We start from the raw sequence: 16,457 nt of genomic DNA, 5'->3' as shown, positions 1-16,457 counted from the left end.
CTATGGACATTTTTACAATAATTTCAGTATTAGTATTTCTATCAGCAATCTTTGGCTATATAAATGCCAGATTTTTAAAACTGCCAAATAGTATTGGTTTAATGTTGATTACGATTGTATTTACCCTAGTTGTCTTTGGTATCGGGTATATCGATGATACTTTGATAAATGCTGAGCGATACATAATTACACAGATAGATTTCAAATCTGTATTACTTGATATTATGTTGAGTTTCCTCTTGTTCGCAGGAGCACTTCATACTAATTTTGAACAATTAAAAGTACAACGTTGGCCTATATTGGTGTTCTCTACCTTAGGTGTGTTGGTGTCAACCTTCTTAGTAGGTACGAGTATGTATTATTTATTGCAATTGATAGGAATGAATATCTCTTTTATTTATTGTCTACTTTTTGGTTCGTTAATCTCACCTACAGATCCAATTGCAGTTTTAGGAATATTAAAAAAGGCCGGAGCCCCAAAACAGCTAGAAACAAAAATAGTAGGCGAATCATTGTTTAATGACGGAGTAGGGGTAGTTGTTTTTTTAACGATATTTCAATTGGCTTCGGCAACAGAGGTGGCAGTTAGTCCGTTAGATATATTAGAACTTTTTGGAGTTGAAGTTATAGGTGGGTTGGCACTGGGTCTGGCATTAGGTTGGGGAACATGGAAACTTATGAAATCTATTGATGATTATGACATAGAAGTTATTATTACCTTGGCAACTGTAATGGTAGGTACATTGATTGCTCAGAAATTCCATTTATCTGCTCCACTAGCTATGGTTGCTGCAGGTTTGGTAGTTGGTAATGACACCGTACGAAATTCAGCAATGTCAGCAACTACGGAGACCTATGTAGATAAATTTTGGGAGCTGTTAGATATTCTATTGAACACTTTACTATTTGTTTTAATAGGTATGGAAATGCTTGTGTTATCCTTTAAAATAGAATATGTAGTTGCTGGATTGTTGGCAATTCCCTTAGTATTGATTTGTCGATACTTATCGCTATTAATTCCTATTAAGTTCTTTGAGAAGAAGCTAGATTTTATACCGAAAACTAATTTGGTAATGACCTGGGGCGGATTGCGTGGTGGTATATCCATAGCATTGGCATTAGGCTTATCTGATGAAATGCATAGAGATGCATTTTTAGTAATAACATACATTGTAGTGGTATTCTCTATTATCGGACAAGGTTTAACCGTAGAGAAGCTCATAAAACGCGTAGTAAAATGATACCGAAGAACTATTTAGAATTCGAAAAGAGTTTAGAGTTGTCTCATGTACCAAAAGAATGGTCGGACGGATTAAAAGCGGCTTGGTATGATGCCAACGGAGATTGGGAAGCTTCCCATAATATAGCTCAAGATATGCACAACACTTTGGGTAGTTGGTTACATGCATATTTGCACAGAAAAGAAGGTGATCGTTTTAATGCAGGGTATTGGTACAGGTTGGCGAAAAAAGAATATCCAACAATGACCTTAGACGAAGAGCTTAAGGTAATTGTGGAGTCTATAATTATAAATTAAGTTGAATTCTAATTCGTTTCTTCCAATGCTATAACGTGAGTAACCTCTCCGCTTCCTCTAGAGTCTTTAGCTTTTATTTTAAAAACAGCATCTCCATTAAAATCCGAATTAAACTTTATAGTAGCAATAGATTTTGAAGTGGTACCGGTCGCACTATCTTCAATATTAATAATCTCCATACTTCCAGACTCAATGGTCCATGTAAAATAGGCAACACGAGCGTTGTATTCTGCAGCGAACGTAATTGTTTCATTTGGCAATGCATAGTCTGTACCGTTCAAACAGACTTTAACTCCTGTAGGTGAAAAGTCTCCTAAATTACATGTGGTAACACTTTTTGGATTTAAGCTTGCATCGATATCATCATCGCTAGAACATGAAAATTGAAAAGTAGCAATAGCGATTAGAAGCAATAGGTTAATTGATTTTTTCATTGGTGGAGTTTTCGATTGGTTTGTACTAAGAAATAACAACTTTATATTAGGAAAAATAGTACATAACACTTTTTATTTAACTATATTTTTCTGTTAAATTTCCTGAGTAATTATGGTTGATGATTAAGTTTAAAATTTATCAGAAAAGTCAATTATGCATGTGCTAAGCACTAGTAATATATTCAACAACGCCAGAGTTAGATAATTTTTCAAAAGTCTTTTCGAAATCACTTTTACTATTGAATCCGCATGAAGATATAAGAACATTTAGGTCGTTCGATTCTAGAAATCCCGAATCAATTAGCTGCCTTGCTTTTTCTACTCTAATCTTGTTTCTGTAAGCCGTAAAACTGATACCTTTTGTTTGATAGAAAAAATAAGCAGCATGATAGGGAGGCACATGTAATAGTTGGGCACACGCTTTTAAATTAAAACCTTGCTTTAGAAATTCATCTTTTTGTTCAATAGCTAACAATGACTTGTTTAGCTCTTTATTATCTAATCCGTATATCTGCTCTTCTGAAGAAGTACTTTTTGAAATAGATGATGAAACCAATAATCGATTCTTAGGAAACCCGTATAATATAGAAGGGAAATATAAGGGAGCTATACTAATAATTAGTAAGACAAGTAATAAAACCAAATGTAGCGTATATAAACTTGTATTAGATACATTTAATGTATTGATACCTAAGAGACGTTCTACCCCAAAAAATAAGGTAATAAATGCCATAAGAGTTAATGCGGTGTAAAATAACAGCAGCCATCTATTAAGAATTATTTTCAGTTTGTCATTTGGGTTTATAGCTAAAAAACGCTTCAGTAGCGGAACTAAAGAAAGTAGGTATAACAATTGCCATAAGTGTCTTAAGCTATAATGCTCATTTAAACTAAGCAGACCGTATTGGGCACTAAACCTATCTGTAGGGAAGGTGATTGCATTAACAACTATCTGATTGTAATAATCTGCTGGTTTGGAAAAAACAATAGCCACATCAATTAAACTTAGTATAAATGGGATAAATAGAAAAATGTATTGCCATTTCCACCTAAACGTATCTTTCATAATAGTTTTAAAGTAAAAATAAACCGGTACGGTAATTATGCTATATAGCAGAAGTGGCCAAAAATAGAACCACTTAAAATGTTCAAGAAGACCTTCAGTAATTATATAAGTTTGAAATGAATAAACAGAATATATAAAGTAAAATAAGGCAAGAAATCGCTGAGGTAATTTGTTTACGTTTTTCTTAAGAAGCAATAAGGCTGTCAAAATAAAACCAAAGATTGCTACTAACAGGAAAACAACACTCATTTAAAATTTTTAATTCTTCACTTTAAAACAATGCTAATGTACAATTTATATTACATGAAATGTAGCTGTTTTAGTTGAACTAAGAGTTTAAAATATAAGTTCAATGAAAGAAGTTTAATAATATCCTACAAGAAATAGCAAAGATTTGTTGTCGTGCAATTTTTATTGGTGTCTATTTTAAATGGAAAAAAGGAGAAACTAAAAAACCGGACTCCATAAAGAATTCCGGTTTAAAATATAAAAAATACTGTATGTATTAAATCATCTTAAAATCAAGCAACAATTCTCCTTCAATAGAAGCTTGTAAATGATCGCCTTTAAATGTTTCACCTGCACCTATTGCCGGTGTACCGGTAAAAATCATGTCACCAGGATTCAATGTCATAAAAGAAGAAACAAAGCTGATGATTTCAGCAAAATTATAAATGATATAACCAGTATTACCTACTTGTTTCTTTTCGCCATTAATGACTAAATCAAAATTAATATTGTCTAACTCTGGATATTCAGAAACAGGTTTAAAACCAGAAATTGGAGATGCACCGTCAAAACCTTTTGCCAGTGCCCAAGGTCCTTTTTTGTCCCTACTAGCGGTAAGAACATCTTTAGCAGTATAATCAATACCAATTCCTATTTCAGAGATGTATGAGTTTGCGTCTGCTATACTAACATTTTTAGCAGTCTTTCCAATTTTAACTACTAATTCTACCTCATAAATTAACTGACTGGTTATAGGTGGAAATACAACATCTTTACTGTCTGTTACTAAAGAAGAATCTGGTTTTGTAAATATGAGCTGAACATCGTTCTTTAATTCGTCTATTTCAGATTTGTCAACTACATAATTCTTGCCTATGCCTATTATTTTCATTTCTTATGGTATTAGTGTTTTATTCAATTAATGAAAGCTAAATTAAACATTATACCAAGTGTGGAATAGTGTTTTTTGTGAAATCACATTACGGCTAAGTTTTGTTTAAAGTATGGGGTTGAGGTTGTTCTTAGTTATTATAGAATGAGCTTAGTATATTATCAATTGCACCTACTACTTTTTCTGCATTTTCTTTACTGAAACATAATGGCGGTTTTGTTTTTAAAACATTGTCATAACGACCATCGGTACTAATTAGAATATTTCTATTCCTCATTTCATTTTTAATATGATTGGCCAGTTCTGTATGTGGTGAAGTCGTACTGTCTTTTACAATTTCTATACCTATAAAAAGCCCTGATCCTCTAACATCGCCAATGCATTTGTATTTTTTCATCAAATCTTTTAAGAGTAGCGTATAAAAATCGCCCACCATTTTGGCATTCTTCTGCAATTTCTCTTCTTCAATTACTTCCAATACAGCGCTAGCTATAGCGCAAGAAACAGGATTACCACCAAATGAACTGAAAAACTCAACTCCCTTTTCAAAAGATTTTGCAATTTCTTCTGTACAAACAACAGCGCCCATTGGGTGTCCGTTAGCTATGGGTTTTCCTAATATAACCATATCAGGTATTACGTTTTGTGCTTCATATCCCCAAAAATAGTCTCCAAGTCGTCCAAAACCTGTTTGTACTTCATCACTTATACAAACGCCACCTTGTGCTCTTATGGCTGGGTATACTTCTTTTAGATATCCGTCGGCAAGTGGTATTTGTCCTGCGCAACCAACTATAGGTTCGGTAATGAATGCAGAAATAGGATGTAGGCAAGTCTCAATTTCTAATACAGCATCTTTTCCGTATAGTGTACCTGCATTGGGTATATCAGCTGTGTACTTTCCTGAATATGTGTTTGGTAATGTGGTTTTAATAATGTTTTCTTTTTGCCCTTCACCCTTAGCATTATTAAACTTATAATCACTTATATCTATGGAGGTTTGTGTATTACCATGGTACCCAGATTCCATAACCATGATATGTTTAAATCCCGTATGGCTTTTTGCTAAACGAATTGCTAAATCACTCGCTGCACTACCAGAATTTACAAAGAACACTTTATTTAAAGATGAAGGAAAATAGCTTAGTAATTTTTCGGCATATGCAGCTAATTCATCATAAAGGTACCGCGTATTGGTATTAAGTTTTGACATTTGTAATTGTCCGGCCCTAACAACTTTAGGATGGCAATGTCCAACATGTGGTATATTATTGTAGGCATCTAAAAATGTATTACCTGAGGTATCATACATGTATTGAAATGCAGCCTTTTCCATATGTATAGGTGTTTTATAACTCATGGAAAGAATAGAACTAATATGGGTATGTCTTTTATTTATACTGTATTTAAGTGATTTGTTTTCAATAATGGACATTCCCGCAGCCTTTCTAAACTCATTCTCTACATGTCTAGGGTTAATGGTAAGCCAGATATATAGCATTTTCCAAGCAGATTGTTCGCTAATGGATGCATAAGTATTATCTGCACTTACTTTTTTTGCATGCGCAGAATTGCATACACTAGTGCATAACCGTGCAGCAATGAGATAATATAAAATTTTAATTTCTTTCTCCTCAAGTGCTAATTTTTCATGGTACGCTTTTAATAAAATTGTTGCCCATTCTAACGGATTATCCTTGTCATAACACGCGTAGGTGATTACGATAGCCAATTCATTAATTAGGAATGAATGGGCAAGATCACCAAAATCTATAATACCGGATACTTTATTGTTTTCAATTAGAATATTCCACTCATTAGCGTCATTATGAATAATTTGTTTTCTTAGCTCAGGATATAGTGGTCTAACATGTTCTTCAAATTGGTTGAAAAAGTACAGAACAATATTTCTATTTTTTGAATTGGATATATCATTGATATACTTTCTATTTAAATGGAAGTATTGAAGGTCCCATTCCCATTGCCGACTCTGTATAGTGTAATTAGTATAAACTTGAAGCTGTTTATCTAATTCAGCAATAAAACAACCTAAAGACTGAAATATTTCTCTTGTAGCTGTGCGATCTCCTAGAAAATCACCTTCTAAAAATGAAAGTAGTCTATAAACCTTTAGCTGATTATCAGAGGATATCTTCTTTTGTAATTTTCTGTTTTTAAAGGCTATTGGCTTAGGAATACTGCTGTGAAAATTATCTGCAAGAAATAAAAGAGTGTCATTTTCAGCTTTTATAATATCAAAAAGAAAATCAGAATATGGATACGTTTTAAAGATGTATTGCTTTTCTGATGTGGTGATCAAAAAATTAGCATTGTCATAACCATCAAGTTTTTTACTGTCGATAACGGTTAGTCCAAATTCATCTTCAAGGAAATTATTCATTTTTACATAGCTTAATCTATTCAAAACATGAGTGGCAAGTGAATAATTAATCACTAATTAAAATCCAATAATTTACATGTTCTAGTTTATTTACTTGGTAAAAGATATAAAATTCAGTTTTAATTTTAATCTTTCTACGGAATCATATCTCTTAAAAATCATAATACCTTTTTAAAGCAAACACTATTCTCCATATTCTCATAAGGTGGGTAGTTGTCGGTAACGGTGTAATTATTCTTTTTATAGAGTGCGATTGCTTCAGGCTGGCGTAATCCGGTTTCTAAGACAGAGTAGGTGTAATTCAATTCTTTTGCCCATTTTTCTAGTACCAATAATACTTTTGAGGCAATTCCTTTTCCGCGATAATCTGGTTGAACATACATACGTTTAATCTCAACCGAGTCCTCGTTAAATCTTTTAAAAGCTCCGCAGGCAACAGGGGTTTCGTCAGAATAAAAGACAACACAATTTTTTAACTCAACAATGCCATTAAATTGCGCATAAAAAGCATTATCATCACCGTCTCGCAATGCTAAATCTGCATCAAGAAGGCTTACTAATTCCTGAAAATTTTGATTATCACTAGAACAACGTTTGTAGTAAAGCATATTGAGGTCTAATTTTTAGACTTTAATTGTATATCCGTTAGCCTTGGTATTTTTATTATCAAAGTAGAAATCTATACGCCCCAAGTTTACTCCAAAACATCCTACTTGATTAACAAGAATTTCGCGCTCTGCAGCGTTGGTAACTACGGTAGGTTTATCTAAAAAAGTATGCGTGTGACCACCAATAATTAAATCTGTGAATTTGGTTCTTTTGGCTAGTTTTAAATCATCTGGCTTTTGTACGCTGTTATATTCATACCCTAGGTGGGAAAGACAAATAACCAAATCGCATTTTTCTTCTTCCTTGAGTTTGGTTTCCATATCCGTTGCCAATTCATACGGGTCAAGAAATACGGTTTCTTTATAGAGTTGTTTTGTAACCAAACCAGCTAATTGAATTCCTAATCCGTAAACACCAACTTTAATTCCGTCTTTCTCATAAATTTTATACGGCTCTGTAAGTCCGTCTAAAACCGTATTTGTAAAGTCGTAGTTAGCACTTATAAAATTAAATTTAGCATAGGGCATTTGCGCCAAGAGTCCGTCAATACCATTGTCAAAATCATGATTACCAATAGTAGTGGCGTCATAATTAAGCATGCTCATGAGTTTAAATTCTAGCTCACCACCATAGAAGTTGAAGTAGGGGGTACCTTGAAAAATATCGCCGGCATCAAAAAGAAATGTATGTGGGTTTTCTTTTCGGATACTATCTACCAAACCAGCTCTACGAGCCAAACCTCCTAAGCCTGGAAAATCTGCGTGGTCGTTAGGGAAAGCATCTACATGACTGTGTACGTCATTAGTATGTAAAATGGTAATATGTTTTTTTGTAGTTACGTTGCATGAATTTAGACTTAAACCCCCAAGGGTTAATAGACTAGAGGATGCAGCAGTATTTTTTATAAATTTTCTTCGTTCCATTTTACTGTAATTGATAATATCTTAAATCTACTTTTGGTGCTATGGTGTCCACTTTAGAAAAGAAATCTATCATGGCGTTACGTATTTTATAATCTGTTTCTGTTTTAGATAGTGCATCTTTAAAAAAAGTCATATTATCGCCACCGGTAACCAAATAATCTGATGTAGCCACAAAATAGGATTTGTCTTTATCTATGACCTTGCCGCCTACTGTAAATGTTTTAACAGTATTGTTTTTGTTCAATACTAGTTGAATACCAGCAACTGGGTGTGCTCTTTTTGATTGTATTAAATAGTCAACCATTTTTAATAATGCTTCCCCTTTAAGTTCTACCACCACCACCGAGTTTTCAAAAGGCATTACCTCATAAGCGGTTCTTGAAGTAACATTGCCTTTAGATATGACTGATCTAATACCACCATGATTTAATAAAACCATGTCAATATTTTCACCAGTTCGGCTTTTAAATACAGGGTTAGCTTCACTTAACACAATATCTGCCATTAAATTACCTGCCGTTGTATTGAATTTACCATCCGTTTTAGTAATAGTATATGGGGCATATGCCAATGTGCTATCTAAAATGGTTTCTACATGTTCATGGTAGGGTAAAATAAATTTCTGAATACTATCTACTGATGTATAATTACTATCAATAGCTATCTGCTTGCCAGTCAATTCAATAAGGTGCTCAGGGGTATTTTTGCATGATGCAAATCCAACCAATGTTATAAATATAACATAATGTTGTATTTTTAAAATATCAAAGTGTTTTAACTTCGCCATAGAGTTGCAGGGATATTATTTACATTTGTCTAAATGTAAAAATACATGTTTTTAAAAGGAATTAAGGACAAGTTTAAGCGGAAATCTGGCCGTAAAATATTAAAACAGTTGGTGGCAACACCAGTTGCTGTAGCACGTGAGAGTAAAGGTATACGTTCTGTAGGTTGTATTGTTGATTTAGATAAATTTGAGAAATCAGAAGTGTTTTTTCAGTTTCAAGAAGAGTTATCGCTGCATCCTAACGCAGTTAAAATTATTGGTTATAAGCGTTTTTACGATAAAAACTCGCCTTATGCCACTCCAGTTTTTTCAGATAAGGATTTAGGATGGAACGGTGAAATTGAAAATAGCTATGCCCATGAGTTTTTGGGTAGGGAATATGACCTTTTAGTAAATTATTATGACGAAGACAGTCTATTATTGAATTTGATGTCAATGAAGACCAAGGCGCGTTTAAAAGTTGGTTTTCAAAAAGTTGGTCCAACTTACAATGATTTAATGTTAGATACGCCCTTAAAGGACTTTCAAATATTTAAAAAAGAATTGAAAAAGTACTTGGGCATTTTTAAAGAGATTTAATTATGAAAGAATTAAGGGGTGCAGGTGTAGCGTTAATTACGCCTTTTACAGAAGATGGTCATGTAGATGTTGAGGCACTTAAAAAAGTTGTAGCCTTTAACATTGAAAGCCATATAGATTATTTGGTGGTGTTGGGCACTACAGCAGAATCTGTAACCTTGTCCAAAGCAGAAAAACAATTGGTAATGCGAACGGTTGAAGAAGCCAATGCAGGTGTATTACCTTTAGTAATCGGTATAGGTGGTAATAACACTATGGCTTTAGTAGAGGAATTACAATCGGCAGATTTATCTGCTTATGATGCAATATTATCTGTTTCTCCATATTATAATAGACCAACACAAGAAGGTATTTATCAACATTTTGCAGCATTGGCGCAAGTATCGCCTTTACCTATAATAGTTTATAACGTACCAGGGCGTACGGGTAGTAATATGCTACCGGAAACTGTGGTTCGTTTAGCCAAGAAATTCGAAAACATTGTAGCTGTTAAAGAAGCCTGTGGTGATATGACACAAGTACAAGAGTTGATATCTAAAAGACCAGCAGGATTCTTAGTTCTTTCTGGTGATGATATTACTGCTTTACCCACCATAGTAGCAGGTGGAGATGGTGTTATTTCTGTAATAGGACAGGGGTTGCCAGAAGAGTTTTCTAAAATGGTACATGAAGGTTTAGATGGTAATACCGAATTGGCTTATAGTTATCATTACAAGATGCAAGAAGGCATGAAGTTGATTTTCGAAGAAGGAAACCCAGCTGGTATCAAAGTTATATTTGAATATTTAGGTCTTGCCAAACCTTTTGTAAGATTACCTTTAATAACAGCTAGCGATGCCTTAAAGCATAGAATTGTTTCATTTATGGAAACTATGATACGCATACCTGCATAAATATTCGTTAAATCTTCTTTAAGTAGTACATTCTTGTGGTATAAAGCCTGTATTTTTATTGGTTTAAAATGTTTTTTAAATCCATTGATAATCACTAATTTTGCAAAATGTTTTTTAAAATGAGGAGAGTTTTACCAATACTATTGATTGCCATTGCTTTACAATCTTGTAGTGAGTACCAAAAAGTACTTAAGCATGATGATGTAAAAGCTAAATATGATATGGCTGAAACTTTCTACGAAGAAGGTGATTTTAGAAGAGCGAATAGATTGCTTGAGCAAATTGCACCTAAATATGTAGGTAAGCCTCAAGGAGAGCGTGTTATGTTTTTCTTGTCCAACAGCTATTTTCAACGCGGCGATTATAATATGGCCGGTTACCAATTTGAACGTTTTGTAAAATCATATCCTAAAAGTGATAAAGCTGTTGAAGCAAATTTTTTAGGAGCTAAAAGTTATTACAAATTATCTCCGGAGTATTCCTTAGATCAAACTGATACGGATAAGGCATTGTTGAAATTACAGAATTTCATCAATACCTATGCTGAATCTGAATATTTTGCAGAAGCAAATGCTATGGCTCAAGAGCTAACTACTAAAAAAGAAGAAAAAGCGTTTGAGATATTAAAGCAATACAACAAATTGGGTGAGTTCAATTATGATATGCTTAAATCTGCGGTAGCTGCAAGTGATAATTTTGTTTCAGATAATCCTGGATCACCATTTAGAGAAGAAGCTATGTTCATTAAAGTTGAAGCTTTGACACATATGGCTGTAAATAGTTTTGAGCAATTAAAGGAAGAGCGTTTAAAAAATGCTAAAGCTGCTCATGTTGCTTTAAAAAAGCAGTTTCCTGAAACTAAGTTTGATAAGGAGGCTACTAACTTAATTGAGAAAATTGACAAAGAATTACAACGTATGCAAGCGCAAAACGTTGAATCAAAATAAATAATTTAATTATGAATATGAACGATTTAAAAAACTCTAAAGCATCGGTATCTACGGTAACTATTGACCGTAATGAGTTTGACGCACCTACTGAGAATATTTATGAGGCTATATCAATTGCTGCAAAGCGTGCTGTTCAGATCAACTCTGAGATAAAGAAAGAGCTTTTAGAAAAATTAGAAGAGTTTGCTACTTATAGCGATAGTTTAGAAGAAGTTTTCGAAAATAAAGAACAGATAGAGGTTTCTAAGTTTTACGAAAAATTACCTAAGCCACACGCAATGGCAGTAGAAGAATGGTTGATGGATAAAATCTACCATAGAAACACAGAAAAAGACGCTTAAGACATATGTTGAACGGCAAAAATGTTCTTTTAGGGATTACCGGGGGAATTGCTGCTTATAAAACAACATTCTTAGTTCGTTTATTTATAAAAGCTGGCGCTAACGTTAAGATTATACTTACCGATAGTGCCAGCTCTTTTGTTTCTCCACTTACATTGTCCACCTTAGCGAAAAATCCTGTGGTACTCGATTTTGTCAAGACAGAGGATAATACGGTAGGTTGGAACAATCATGTAGAAATGGGGCTTTGGGCTGATTTGATGGTAATTGCGCCGGCTACAGCAAATACCATGTCCAAAATGACAACAGGTAACTGTGATAATATTTTAATGGCAACTTATCTGTCTGCTAAATGTCCTGTATTTGTTGCTCCGGCAATGGATTTGGATATGTATAAGCATCCAAGTACCAAAAGCTCTCTAGAGGCGCTCGCTTCGTTTGGAAACTTTATTATACCTGCGACTAATGGTGAACTGGCCAGTGGTTTGGTTGGTGAAGGGAGAATGGCTGAGCCAGAAGATATCGTTGAGTTCATAAAAAAACAATTGTCGGTAGGTTTACCACTCTCCGGAAAGAAAGTGCTGATAACGGCAGGACCAACCTATGAAGCAATTGATCCGGTTCGTTTTATTGGAAATCACTCTTCTGGTTTAATGGGTTTTGAGCTTGCAAAAACTGCGGCTAGTTTAGGTGCTGAAGTTTACTTGGTAACGGGGCCTACCCATTTATCTGTTACTCACGATAATATACATGTAGTACATGTTGTGTCGGCAGACGATATGTACCATAGTGCTCAAATGTATTATGATACTTCTGACATTGTTATTTGTGCCGCAGCGGTAGCGGATTATAGACCAAAAACAATAGCTGAGCAAAAAATCAAAAAATCTGAAGAAAATTTTACGATTGAGTTAGTAAAGAATAAAGATATTTTGAAAACTTTCGGAGATAACAAAAAGCAACAATTTTTAGTTGGTTTTGCCTTAGAGACCGAAAATGAAATAGAAAATGCAAAGGGTAAGCTAAAGCGTAAAAATTTAGATGCCATTGTATTGAATTCTATGCGAGACAAAGGCGCAGGATTTGGCGGTGCTACCAATAAAATTTCATTTATAGATACCAATTCTAACATAACTACGTTTGAACTAAAGACCAAGGCAGAAGTTGCCGTGGATATCTTCAATGAAATTATTAAAAGACGGTATGCGTAAGGCTATTTTTCTATTACTATTTACCTTTATTAGTTTTGCTTCAATTGCTCAAGAATTAACTTGTACAATTACTGTCAATTCAGATCAGTTATCACAAGGAGAACTTCAGGTTTTTAAGACCTTAGAACGATCTTTAAATGATTTTGTAAACAAGACAAAATGGACTAATCGTGTATATAAAGAGAATGAAAGGGTAAATGCCCAAATGTTCATCACCATTACATCGTATGAATCCAATATGTTCAGTGGTAATATTCAAATACAATCTTCTAGACCAGTTTATAATACTTCTTATTCATCTCCGGTCTTTAATTATAAGGATAATGCATTCAACTTTCAATACATCGAATTTCAACCATTAATTTTTAATGAAAATCAGTTCGAGTCTAATTTGGTGAGCGTTATGGCTTACTATGTATATGTAATATTAGGCTTAGATGCTGATACTTTTTCTTTAGAAGGCGGAACAGAGTTTTATAGAAAGGCCCAAAATATTGTAACCCAGGCGCAGGGTAGTAATTCTGCAGGGTGGAGTCAATCGGCAGATTCTAATAGAAGTAGATTTGAATTGGTAGATAACCTTTTGTCAAATACCTATAGAGAGTACCGTATTGCAATGTATAACTACCATAGAAAAGGTCTGGATATTCTTCCAGATAATAATAGTACGGGTAAACAGGTGATAGCTGGTACCATGAATTTATTTCAGACTATGATCAATAGAAGGCCAAATGCTTTTCTTATTTCCACATTTTTTGATGCGAAATCTGAAGAGATTAAGAATATTTTTTCTGACGGACCAAAAGTGGATATTGTGAAACTGAAGGAAACCTTAAATAAAATTGCTCCTCTTTACGCTACAACTTGGAACGATATTAAATATTGAACCATTTTACAGCACGGAATTATAGATTACCTTTGTGAATCTAAAATTCTATCGCGTGCTTTCAACCCTTTCCATATCTAATTACGCATTAATTGACAGTCTAGAAGTAGACTTCGATAAAGGTTTTACTGTTATTACAGGTGAAACAGGTGCAGGTAAATCTATTTTACTCGGTGGCTTATCTCTCGTGTTGGGTAAACGTGCAGACTTAACATCGTTGCGGGTAAAGGACCAAAAATGTATTATAGAAGGAACTTTTAAGATAGATACATATGGTCTCCAAAATTTCTTTGAGGAAAATGATCTAGATTATGATGTAATTACGGTCATTAGGCGCGAAATATTACCAAGTGGTAAATCCAGAGCTTTTGTAAATGATACACCTGTTACTTTAGGGGTTTTATCTAGTTTAGGAGAGAGCCTTATTGATATCCATTCTCAGCATCAGACCATGCAACTTACAGAGAACGACTTTCAATTGAAATTGGTTGATGCATTGGCAAATAATCAAAAACGATTATCGGAATATAGGAAAGGTTTAAAAACGTATCGCAAAGCAGAAAAAGAGCTGCAAAATCTAGTTGATGTTCAGGTTACCGCAAATAAGGAGCAAGATTATAATTCTTTTCTTTTAGAAGAGCTGGAAAAAGCACCTTTAAAGTTAGGGGTTATTGAAGAGTTAGAAGAGGAATATGAGCAACTGAACAATGTTGAGTTGATTATGGAGCAATTGTCAAAAGGAGACCAATTGTTCAATGATGAGCAAATTGGTGTTTTACCTTTAGTGACAGAAATGCGTCTATCACTTTCTAAGTTGGTTGATTTTGGAACCAATTACAAGGATCTTTATGAACGTGTAAAATCTGTGTTGATAGAGTTGGATGATGTTAGTTCTGAATTACAACGTTTGCAAGAAGGAGTAGAGGCAAATCCTGATCAATTAGAGCAAGTAAATAATAAACTTCAATTACTTTATAATCTTTTAAAGAAGCATAATGCTGGTGACGTTTCAGAATTAATCAGCATTAAAAATGAGCTTGCCGATAAAGTATTTGAAACAGCTAATCTAGATCAGAAAATAGCCTCAAAAACAAAGGAGATTCAAGAAATAGAATCTGCTTTAGAGGTACAGGCTACCGTACTACGTGAAAAAAGAAATGCTGTAATACCTAAATTAAAGAAAAAGTTAGAATCTGATTTGGGCTTGCTAGGTATGCCAAGTGCTTCATTTGAAATAGAACTAAGTGCTTCGGAATCGTTTACTTTGACAGGGAAAGATGAGTTGTCTTTTCTTTTTACAGCTAACAGAGGTGGCAGTTATGGTGAATTAAAAAAGGTTGCATCTGGTGGAGAATTGTCTAGAATAATGTTGGTAATAAAGGCAATACTTGCTAAATATGAAAAATTACCGACCATCATGTTCGATGAAATAGATACAGGTGTATCTGGAGAGATATCAAACAGAATGGCTGATATCATGAAAGATATGAGTGGAGATTTACAAGTGTTTTCTATTACACACTTACCACAAGTGGCATCAAAAGGAAATCATCATTTTAAAGTATATAAAACTGAAGGTAAAGAGCGTACCATGACAAATATGAAGCAATTGACTACAGATGAAAGAGTAGTGGAGCTTGCTCATATGCTTAGTGGTAAAGAGTTATCTGACTCTGCTTTAGCACATGCTAAACAACTTTTGAATTCCACACTGGAGGTGTAAACTTTTTGAGTTGCTTATTTTAAAATTTGCGATTTAAATGTGAGTTATACATATGCAACGGGTCAAGCGTTATATTTAGCTTTTTTCCGTATTACATCAATTCGGTTTTAACATATTTTAGATATCTTTGAATATTAAATCAAACTATAGAATCAACTATCATGGGATATAACTTATTAAAAGGAAAAAGGGGAATTATTTTTGGAGCTTTAGATGAAAATTCTATTGCATGGAAAACTGCACAAACTGTGCATGATGAAGGTGGAACTTTTGTTTTGACAAACGCCCCAATTGCCATGAGAATGGGTCAGATAGATGAGTTAGCCAAGAAAACAGGTTCAGAAATTATTCCTGCAGATGCAACAAGTGTAGAAGACTTAGATAATTTGGTTGCTAAGGCAGTTGAAATTTTAGGAGGAAAAATTGATTTTGTGTTACATTCTATAGGTATGTCTGTAAACGTACGTAAAGGCCGTGCTTATACTGATGAGAAGTATGATTTTACAGCAAAAGGATGGGATGTTTCTGCGTTGTCTTTTCATAAAGTGTTACAATCACTTTACAAAGCAGATGCAATGAATGAGTGGGGTAGTGTTGTTGCGTTGACCTATATGGCAGCACAAAGAACTTTCCCTGATTATAATGATATGGCAGATAATAAGGCATATTTGGAATCTGTGGCACGTAGCTTTGGTTACTTCTTTGGTAAAGAAAAGAAAGTTCGTGTAAATACGATTTCTCAATCTCCAACCGCAACTACAGCTGGACAAGGGGTAAAAGGATTTGACGGATTTATCAGCTATGCTGAGAAAATGTCTCCTTTAGGTAATGCGACGGCTCAGGACTGTGCTGATTATACCGTTACTTTATTCTCTGACTTAACTAGAAAAGTAACCATGCAGAATTTGTTTCATGATGGTGGTTTCTCAAATACTGGAGTTAGTCAAGAGGTTATAGAGAAATTTTAATTTAGATTTAATTTCCAATTTTATTGGAG

17 protein-coding genes are annotated in these 16,457 nt (G+C 34.0%); 10 read left to right on the top strand and 7 right to left on the bottom strand.

Annotated features, from left to right (window positions below; genetic code table 11):
- Window positions 1-2 precede the first annotated feature (2 nt).
- Together P178_RS0116535 and P178_RS0116530 are read left to right on the top strand one after the other, a co-directional pair.
- Window positions 3-1,241 (top strand): cation:proton antiporter, encoded by a 1,239-nt coding sequence (locus tag P178_RS0116535; RefSeq protein WP_027067265.1) that lies wholly within the window; start codon window positions 3-5, stop codon window positions 1,239-1,241.
- Window positions 1,238-1,537, top strand: coding sequence for a hypothetical protein (locus P178_RS0116530; protein ID WP_027067264.1), 300 nt, complete (start codon window positions 1,238-1,240; stop codon window positions 1,535-1,537). Before P178_RS0116535 ends, P178_RS0116530 begins: the two co-directional genes overlap by 4 nt.
- 8 nt (window positions 1,538-1,545) lie before the next feature.
- Here P178_RS0116530 and P178_RS0116525 read toward each other — a convergent pair whose 3' ends face one another.
- The 7 genes from P178_RS0116525 to P178_RS0116495 all read right to left on the bottom strand — a co-directional run bounded on the left by P178_RS0116525 (window position 1,546) and on the right by P178_RS0116495 (window position 8,877).
- A complete protein-coding gene (locus P178_RS0116525; RefSeq protein ID WP_027067263.1) occupies window positions 1,546-1,971 on the bottom strand; it encodes a hypothetical protein in 426 nt (141 codons plus the stop codon).
- Window positions 1,972-2,134: 163 nt separating this feature from the next.
- The gene (locus P178_RS0116520; RefSeq protein WP_155941663.1) at window positions 2,135-3,037 is read right to left on the bottom strand and encodes a helix-turn-helix domain-containing protein; all 903 of its coding nucleotides are present in this window, start codon (window positions 3,035-3,037) and stop codon (window positions 2,135-2,137) included.
- A gap of 505 nt (window positions 3,038-3,542) precedes the next feature.
- Window positions 3,543-4,157 (bottom strand): fumarylacetoacetate hydrolase family protein, encoded by a 615-nt coding sequence (locus P178_RS0116515; protein WP_027067261.1) that lies wholly within the window; start codon window positions 4,155-4,157, stop codon window positions 3,543-3,545.
- Window positions 4,158-4,287: 130 nt separating this feature from the next.
- Complete coding sequence (locus P178_RS0116510; RefSeq protein WP_027067260.1) at window positions 4,288-6,558, bottom strand: aminotransferase class III-fold pyridoxal phosphate-dependent enzyme; 2,271 nt, start codon at window positions 6,556-6,558, stop codon at window positions 4,288-4,290.
- Between the two features lie 158 nt (window positions 6,559-6,716).
- Complete coding sequence (locus tag P178_RS0116505) at window positions 6,717-7,166, bottom strand: GNAT family N-acetyltransferase (RefSeq protein WP_027067259.1); 450 nt, start codon at window positions 7,164-7,166, stop codon at window positions 6,717-6,719.
- Between the two features lie 15 nt (window positions 7,167-7,181).
- Window positions 7,182-8,090 carry a bifunctional metallophosphatase/5'-nucleotidase gene (locus tag P178_RS0116500; RefSeq protein ID WP_027067258.1) on the bottom strand — a complete coding sequence of 303 codons (909 nt, stop codon included), beginning with the start codon at window positions 8,088-8,090 and terminating at the stop codon, window positions 7,182-7,184.
- Window position 8,091: 1 nt separating this feature from the next.
- Window positions 8,092-8,877, bottom strand: coding sequence for a 5'-nucleotidase C-terminal domain-containing protein (locus P178_RS0116495; RefSeq protein ID WP_036147025.1), 786 nt, complete (start codon window positions 8,875-8,877; stop codon window positions 8,092-8,094).
- A gap of 45 nt (window positions 8,878-8,922) precedes the next feature.
- Between P178_RS0116495 and P178_RS0116490 the strand changes: the two genes are divergently transcribed.
- The 8 genes from P178_RS0116490 to P178_RS0116455 all read left to right on the top strand — a co-directional run bounded on the left by P178_RS0116490 (window position 8,923) and on the right by P178_RS0116455 (window position 16,428).
- The gene (locus P178_RS0116490; RefSeq protein WP_027067256.1) at window positions 8,923-9,456 is read left to right on the top strand and encodes a DUF6913 domain-containing protein; all 534 of its coding nucleotides are present in this window, start codon (window positions 8,923-8,925) and stop codon (window positions 9,454-9,456) included.
- Between the two features lie 2 nt (window positions 9,457-9,458).
- Complete coding sequence (gene dapA / locus P178_RS0116485; RefSeq protein WP_027067255.1) at window positions 9,459-10,349, top strand: 4-hydroxy-tetrahydrodipicolinate synthase; 891 nt, start codon at window positions 9,459-9,461, stop codon at window positions 10,347-10,349.
- A gap of 119 nt (window positions 10,350-10,468) precedes the next feature.
- A complete protein-coding gene (locus P178_RS0116480; RefSeq protein ID WP_027067254.1) occupies window positions 10,469-11,296 on the top strand; it encodes an outer membrane protein assembly factor BamD in 828 nt (275 codons plus the stop codon).
- 17 nt (window positions 11,297-11,313) lie between these two features.
- Window positions 11,314-11,640 (top strand): DNA-directed RNA polymerase subunit omega, encoded by a 327-nt coding sequence (locus P178_RS0116475; protein ID WP_027067253.1) that lies wholly within the window; start codon window positions 11,314-11,316, stop codon window positions 11,638-11,640.
- A 5-nt stretch (window positions 11,641-11,645) separates the two neighbouring features.
- The gene (coaBC, locus tag P178_RS0116470; RefSeq protein ID WP_027067252.1) at window positions 11,646-12,851 is read left to right on the top strand and encodes a bifunctional phosphopantothenoylcysteine decarboxylase/phosphopantothenate--cysteine ligase CoaBC; all 1,206 of its coding nucleotides are present in this window, start codon (window positions 11,646-11,648) and stop codon (window positions 12,849-12,851) included.
- The gene (locus P178_RS0116465; protein ID WP_027067251.1) at window positions 12,844-13,737 is read left to right on the top strand and encodes a DUF4835 family protein; all 894 of its coding nucleotides are present in this window, start codon (window positions 12,844-12,846) and stop codon (window positions 13,735-13,737) included. The genes coaBC and P178_RS0116465 overlap by 8 nt, the downstream gene beginning before the upstream one ends.
- A 55-nt stretch (window positions 13,738-13,792) precedes the next feature.
- Window positions 13,793-15,460 (top strand): DNA repair protein RecN, encoded by a 1,668-nt coding sequence (recN, locus tag P178_RS0116460; protein ID WP_027067250.1) that lies wholly within the window; start codon window positions 13,793-13,795, stop codon window positions 15,458-15,460.
- 161 nt (window positions 15,461-15,621) lie between these two features.
- A complete protein-coding gene (locus P178_RS0116455) occupies window positions 15,622-16,428 on the top strand; it encodes an enoyl-ACP reductase (RefSeq protein ID WP_027067249.1) in 807 nt (268 codons plus the stop codon).
- The last annotated feature ends 29 nt before the right edge of the window (window positions 16,429-16,457 follow it).

Origin of the sequence: Maribacter sp. Hel_I_7 (assembly GCF_000688315.1) — a bacterium.
Lineage (GTDB): Bacteria > Bacteroidota > Bacteroidia > Flavobacteriales > Flavobacteriaceae > Maribacter > Maribacter stanieri.
This window is presented reverse-complemented; position numbering and strand designations above follow the sequence as displayed.

Coding starts and splice junctions, on each gene's coding strand:
- P178_RS0116535 (WP_027067265.1), top strand. CDS start 3: ATGGACATTTTTACAATAATTTCAGTATTAGTATTTCTATCAGCAATC.
- P178_RS0116530 (WP_027067264.1), top strand. CDS start 1,238: ATGATACCGAAGAACTATTTAGAATTCGAAAAGAGTTTAGAGTTGTCT.
- P178_RS0116525 (WP_027067263.1), bottom strand. CDS start 1,971: ATGAAAAAATCAATTAACCTATTGCTTCTAATCGCTATTGCTACTTTT.
- P178_RS0116520 (WP_155941663.1), bottom strand. CDS start 3,037: ATGAAAGATACGTTTAGGTGGAAATGGCAATACATTTTTCTATTTATC.
- P178_RS0116515 (WP_027067261.1), bottom strand. CDS start 4,157: ATGAAAATAATAGGCATAGGCAAGAATTATGTAGTTGACAAATCTGAA.
- P178_RS0116510 (WP_027067260.1), bottom strand. CDS start 6,558: ATGAATAATTTCCTTGAAGATGAATTTGGACTAACCGTTATCGACAGT.
- P178_RS0116505 (WP_027067259.1), bottom strand. CDS start 7,166: ATGCTTTACTACAAACGTTGTTCTAGTGATAATCAAAATTTTCAGGAA.
- P178_RS0116500 (WP_027067258.1), bottom strand. CDS start 8,090: ATGGAACGAAGAAAATTTATAAAAAATACTGCTGCATCCTCTAGTCTA.
- P178_RS0116495 (WP_036147025.1), bottom strand. CDS start 8,877: ATGGCGAAGTTAAAACACTTTGATATTTTAAAAATACAACATTATGTT.
- P178_RS0116490 (WP_027067256.1), top strand. CDS start 8,923: ATGTTTTTAAAAGGAATTAAGGACAAGTTTAAGCGGAAATCTGGCCGT.
- dapA (WP_027067255.1), top strand. CDS start 9,459: ATGAAAGAATTAAGGGGTGCAGGTGTAGCGTTAATTACGCCTTTTACA.
- P178_RS0116480 (WP_027067254.1), top strand. CDS start 10,469: ATGAGGAGAGTTTTACCAATACTATTGATTGCCATTGCTTTACAATCT.
- P178_RS0116475 (WP_027067253.1), top strand. CDS start 11,314: ATGAACGATTTAAAAAACTCTAAAGCATCGGTATCTACGGTAACTATT.
- coaBC (WP_027067252.1), top strand. CDS start 11,646: ATGTTGAACGGCAAAAATGTTCTTTTAGGGATTACCGGGGGAATTGCT.
- P178_RS0116465 (WP_027067251.1), top strand. CDS start 12,844: ATGCGTAAGGCTATTTTTCTATTACTATTTACCTTTATTAGTTTTGCT.
- P178_RS0116455 (WP_027067249.1), top strand. CDS start 15,622: ATGGGATATAACTTATTAAAAGGAAAAAGGGGAATTATTTTTGGAGCT.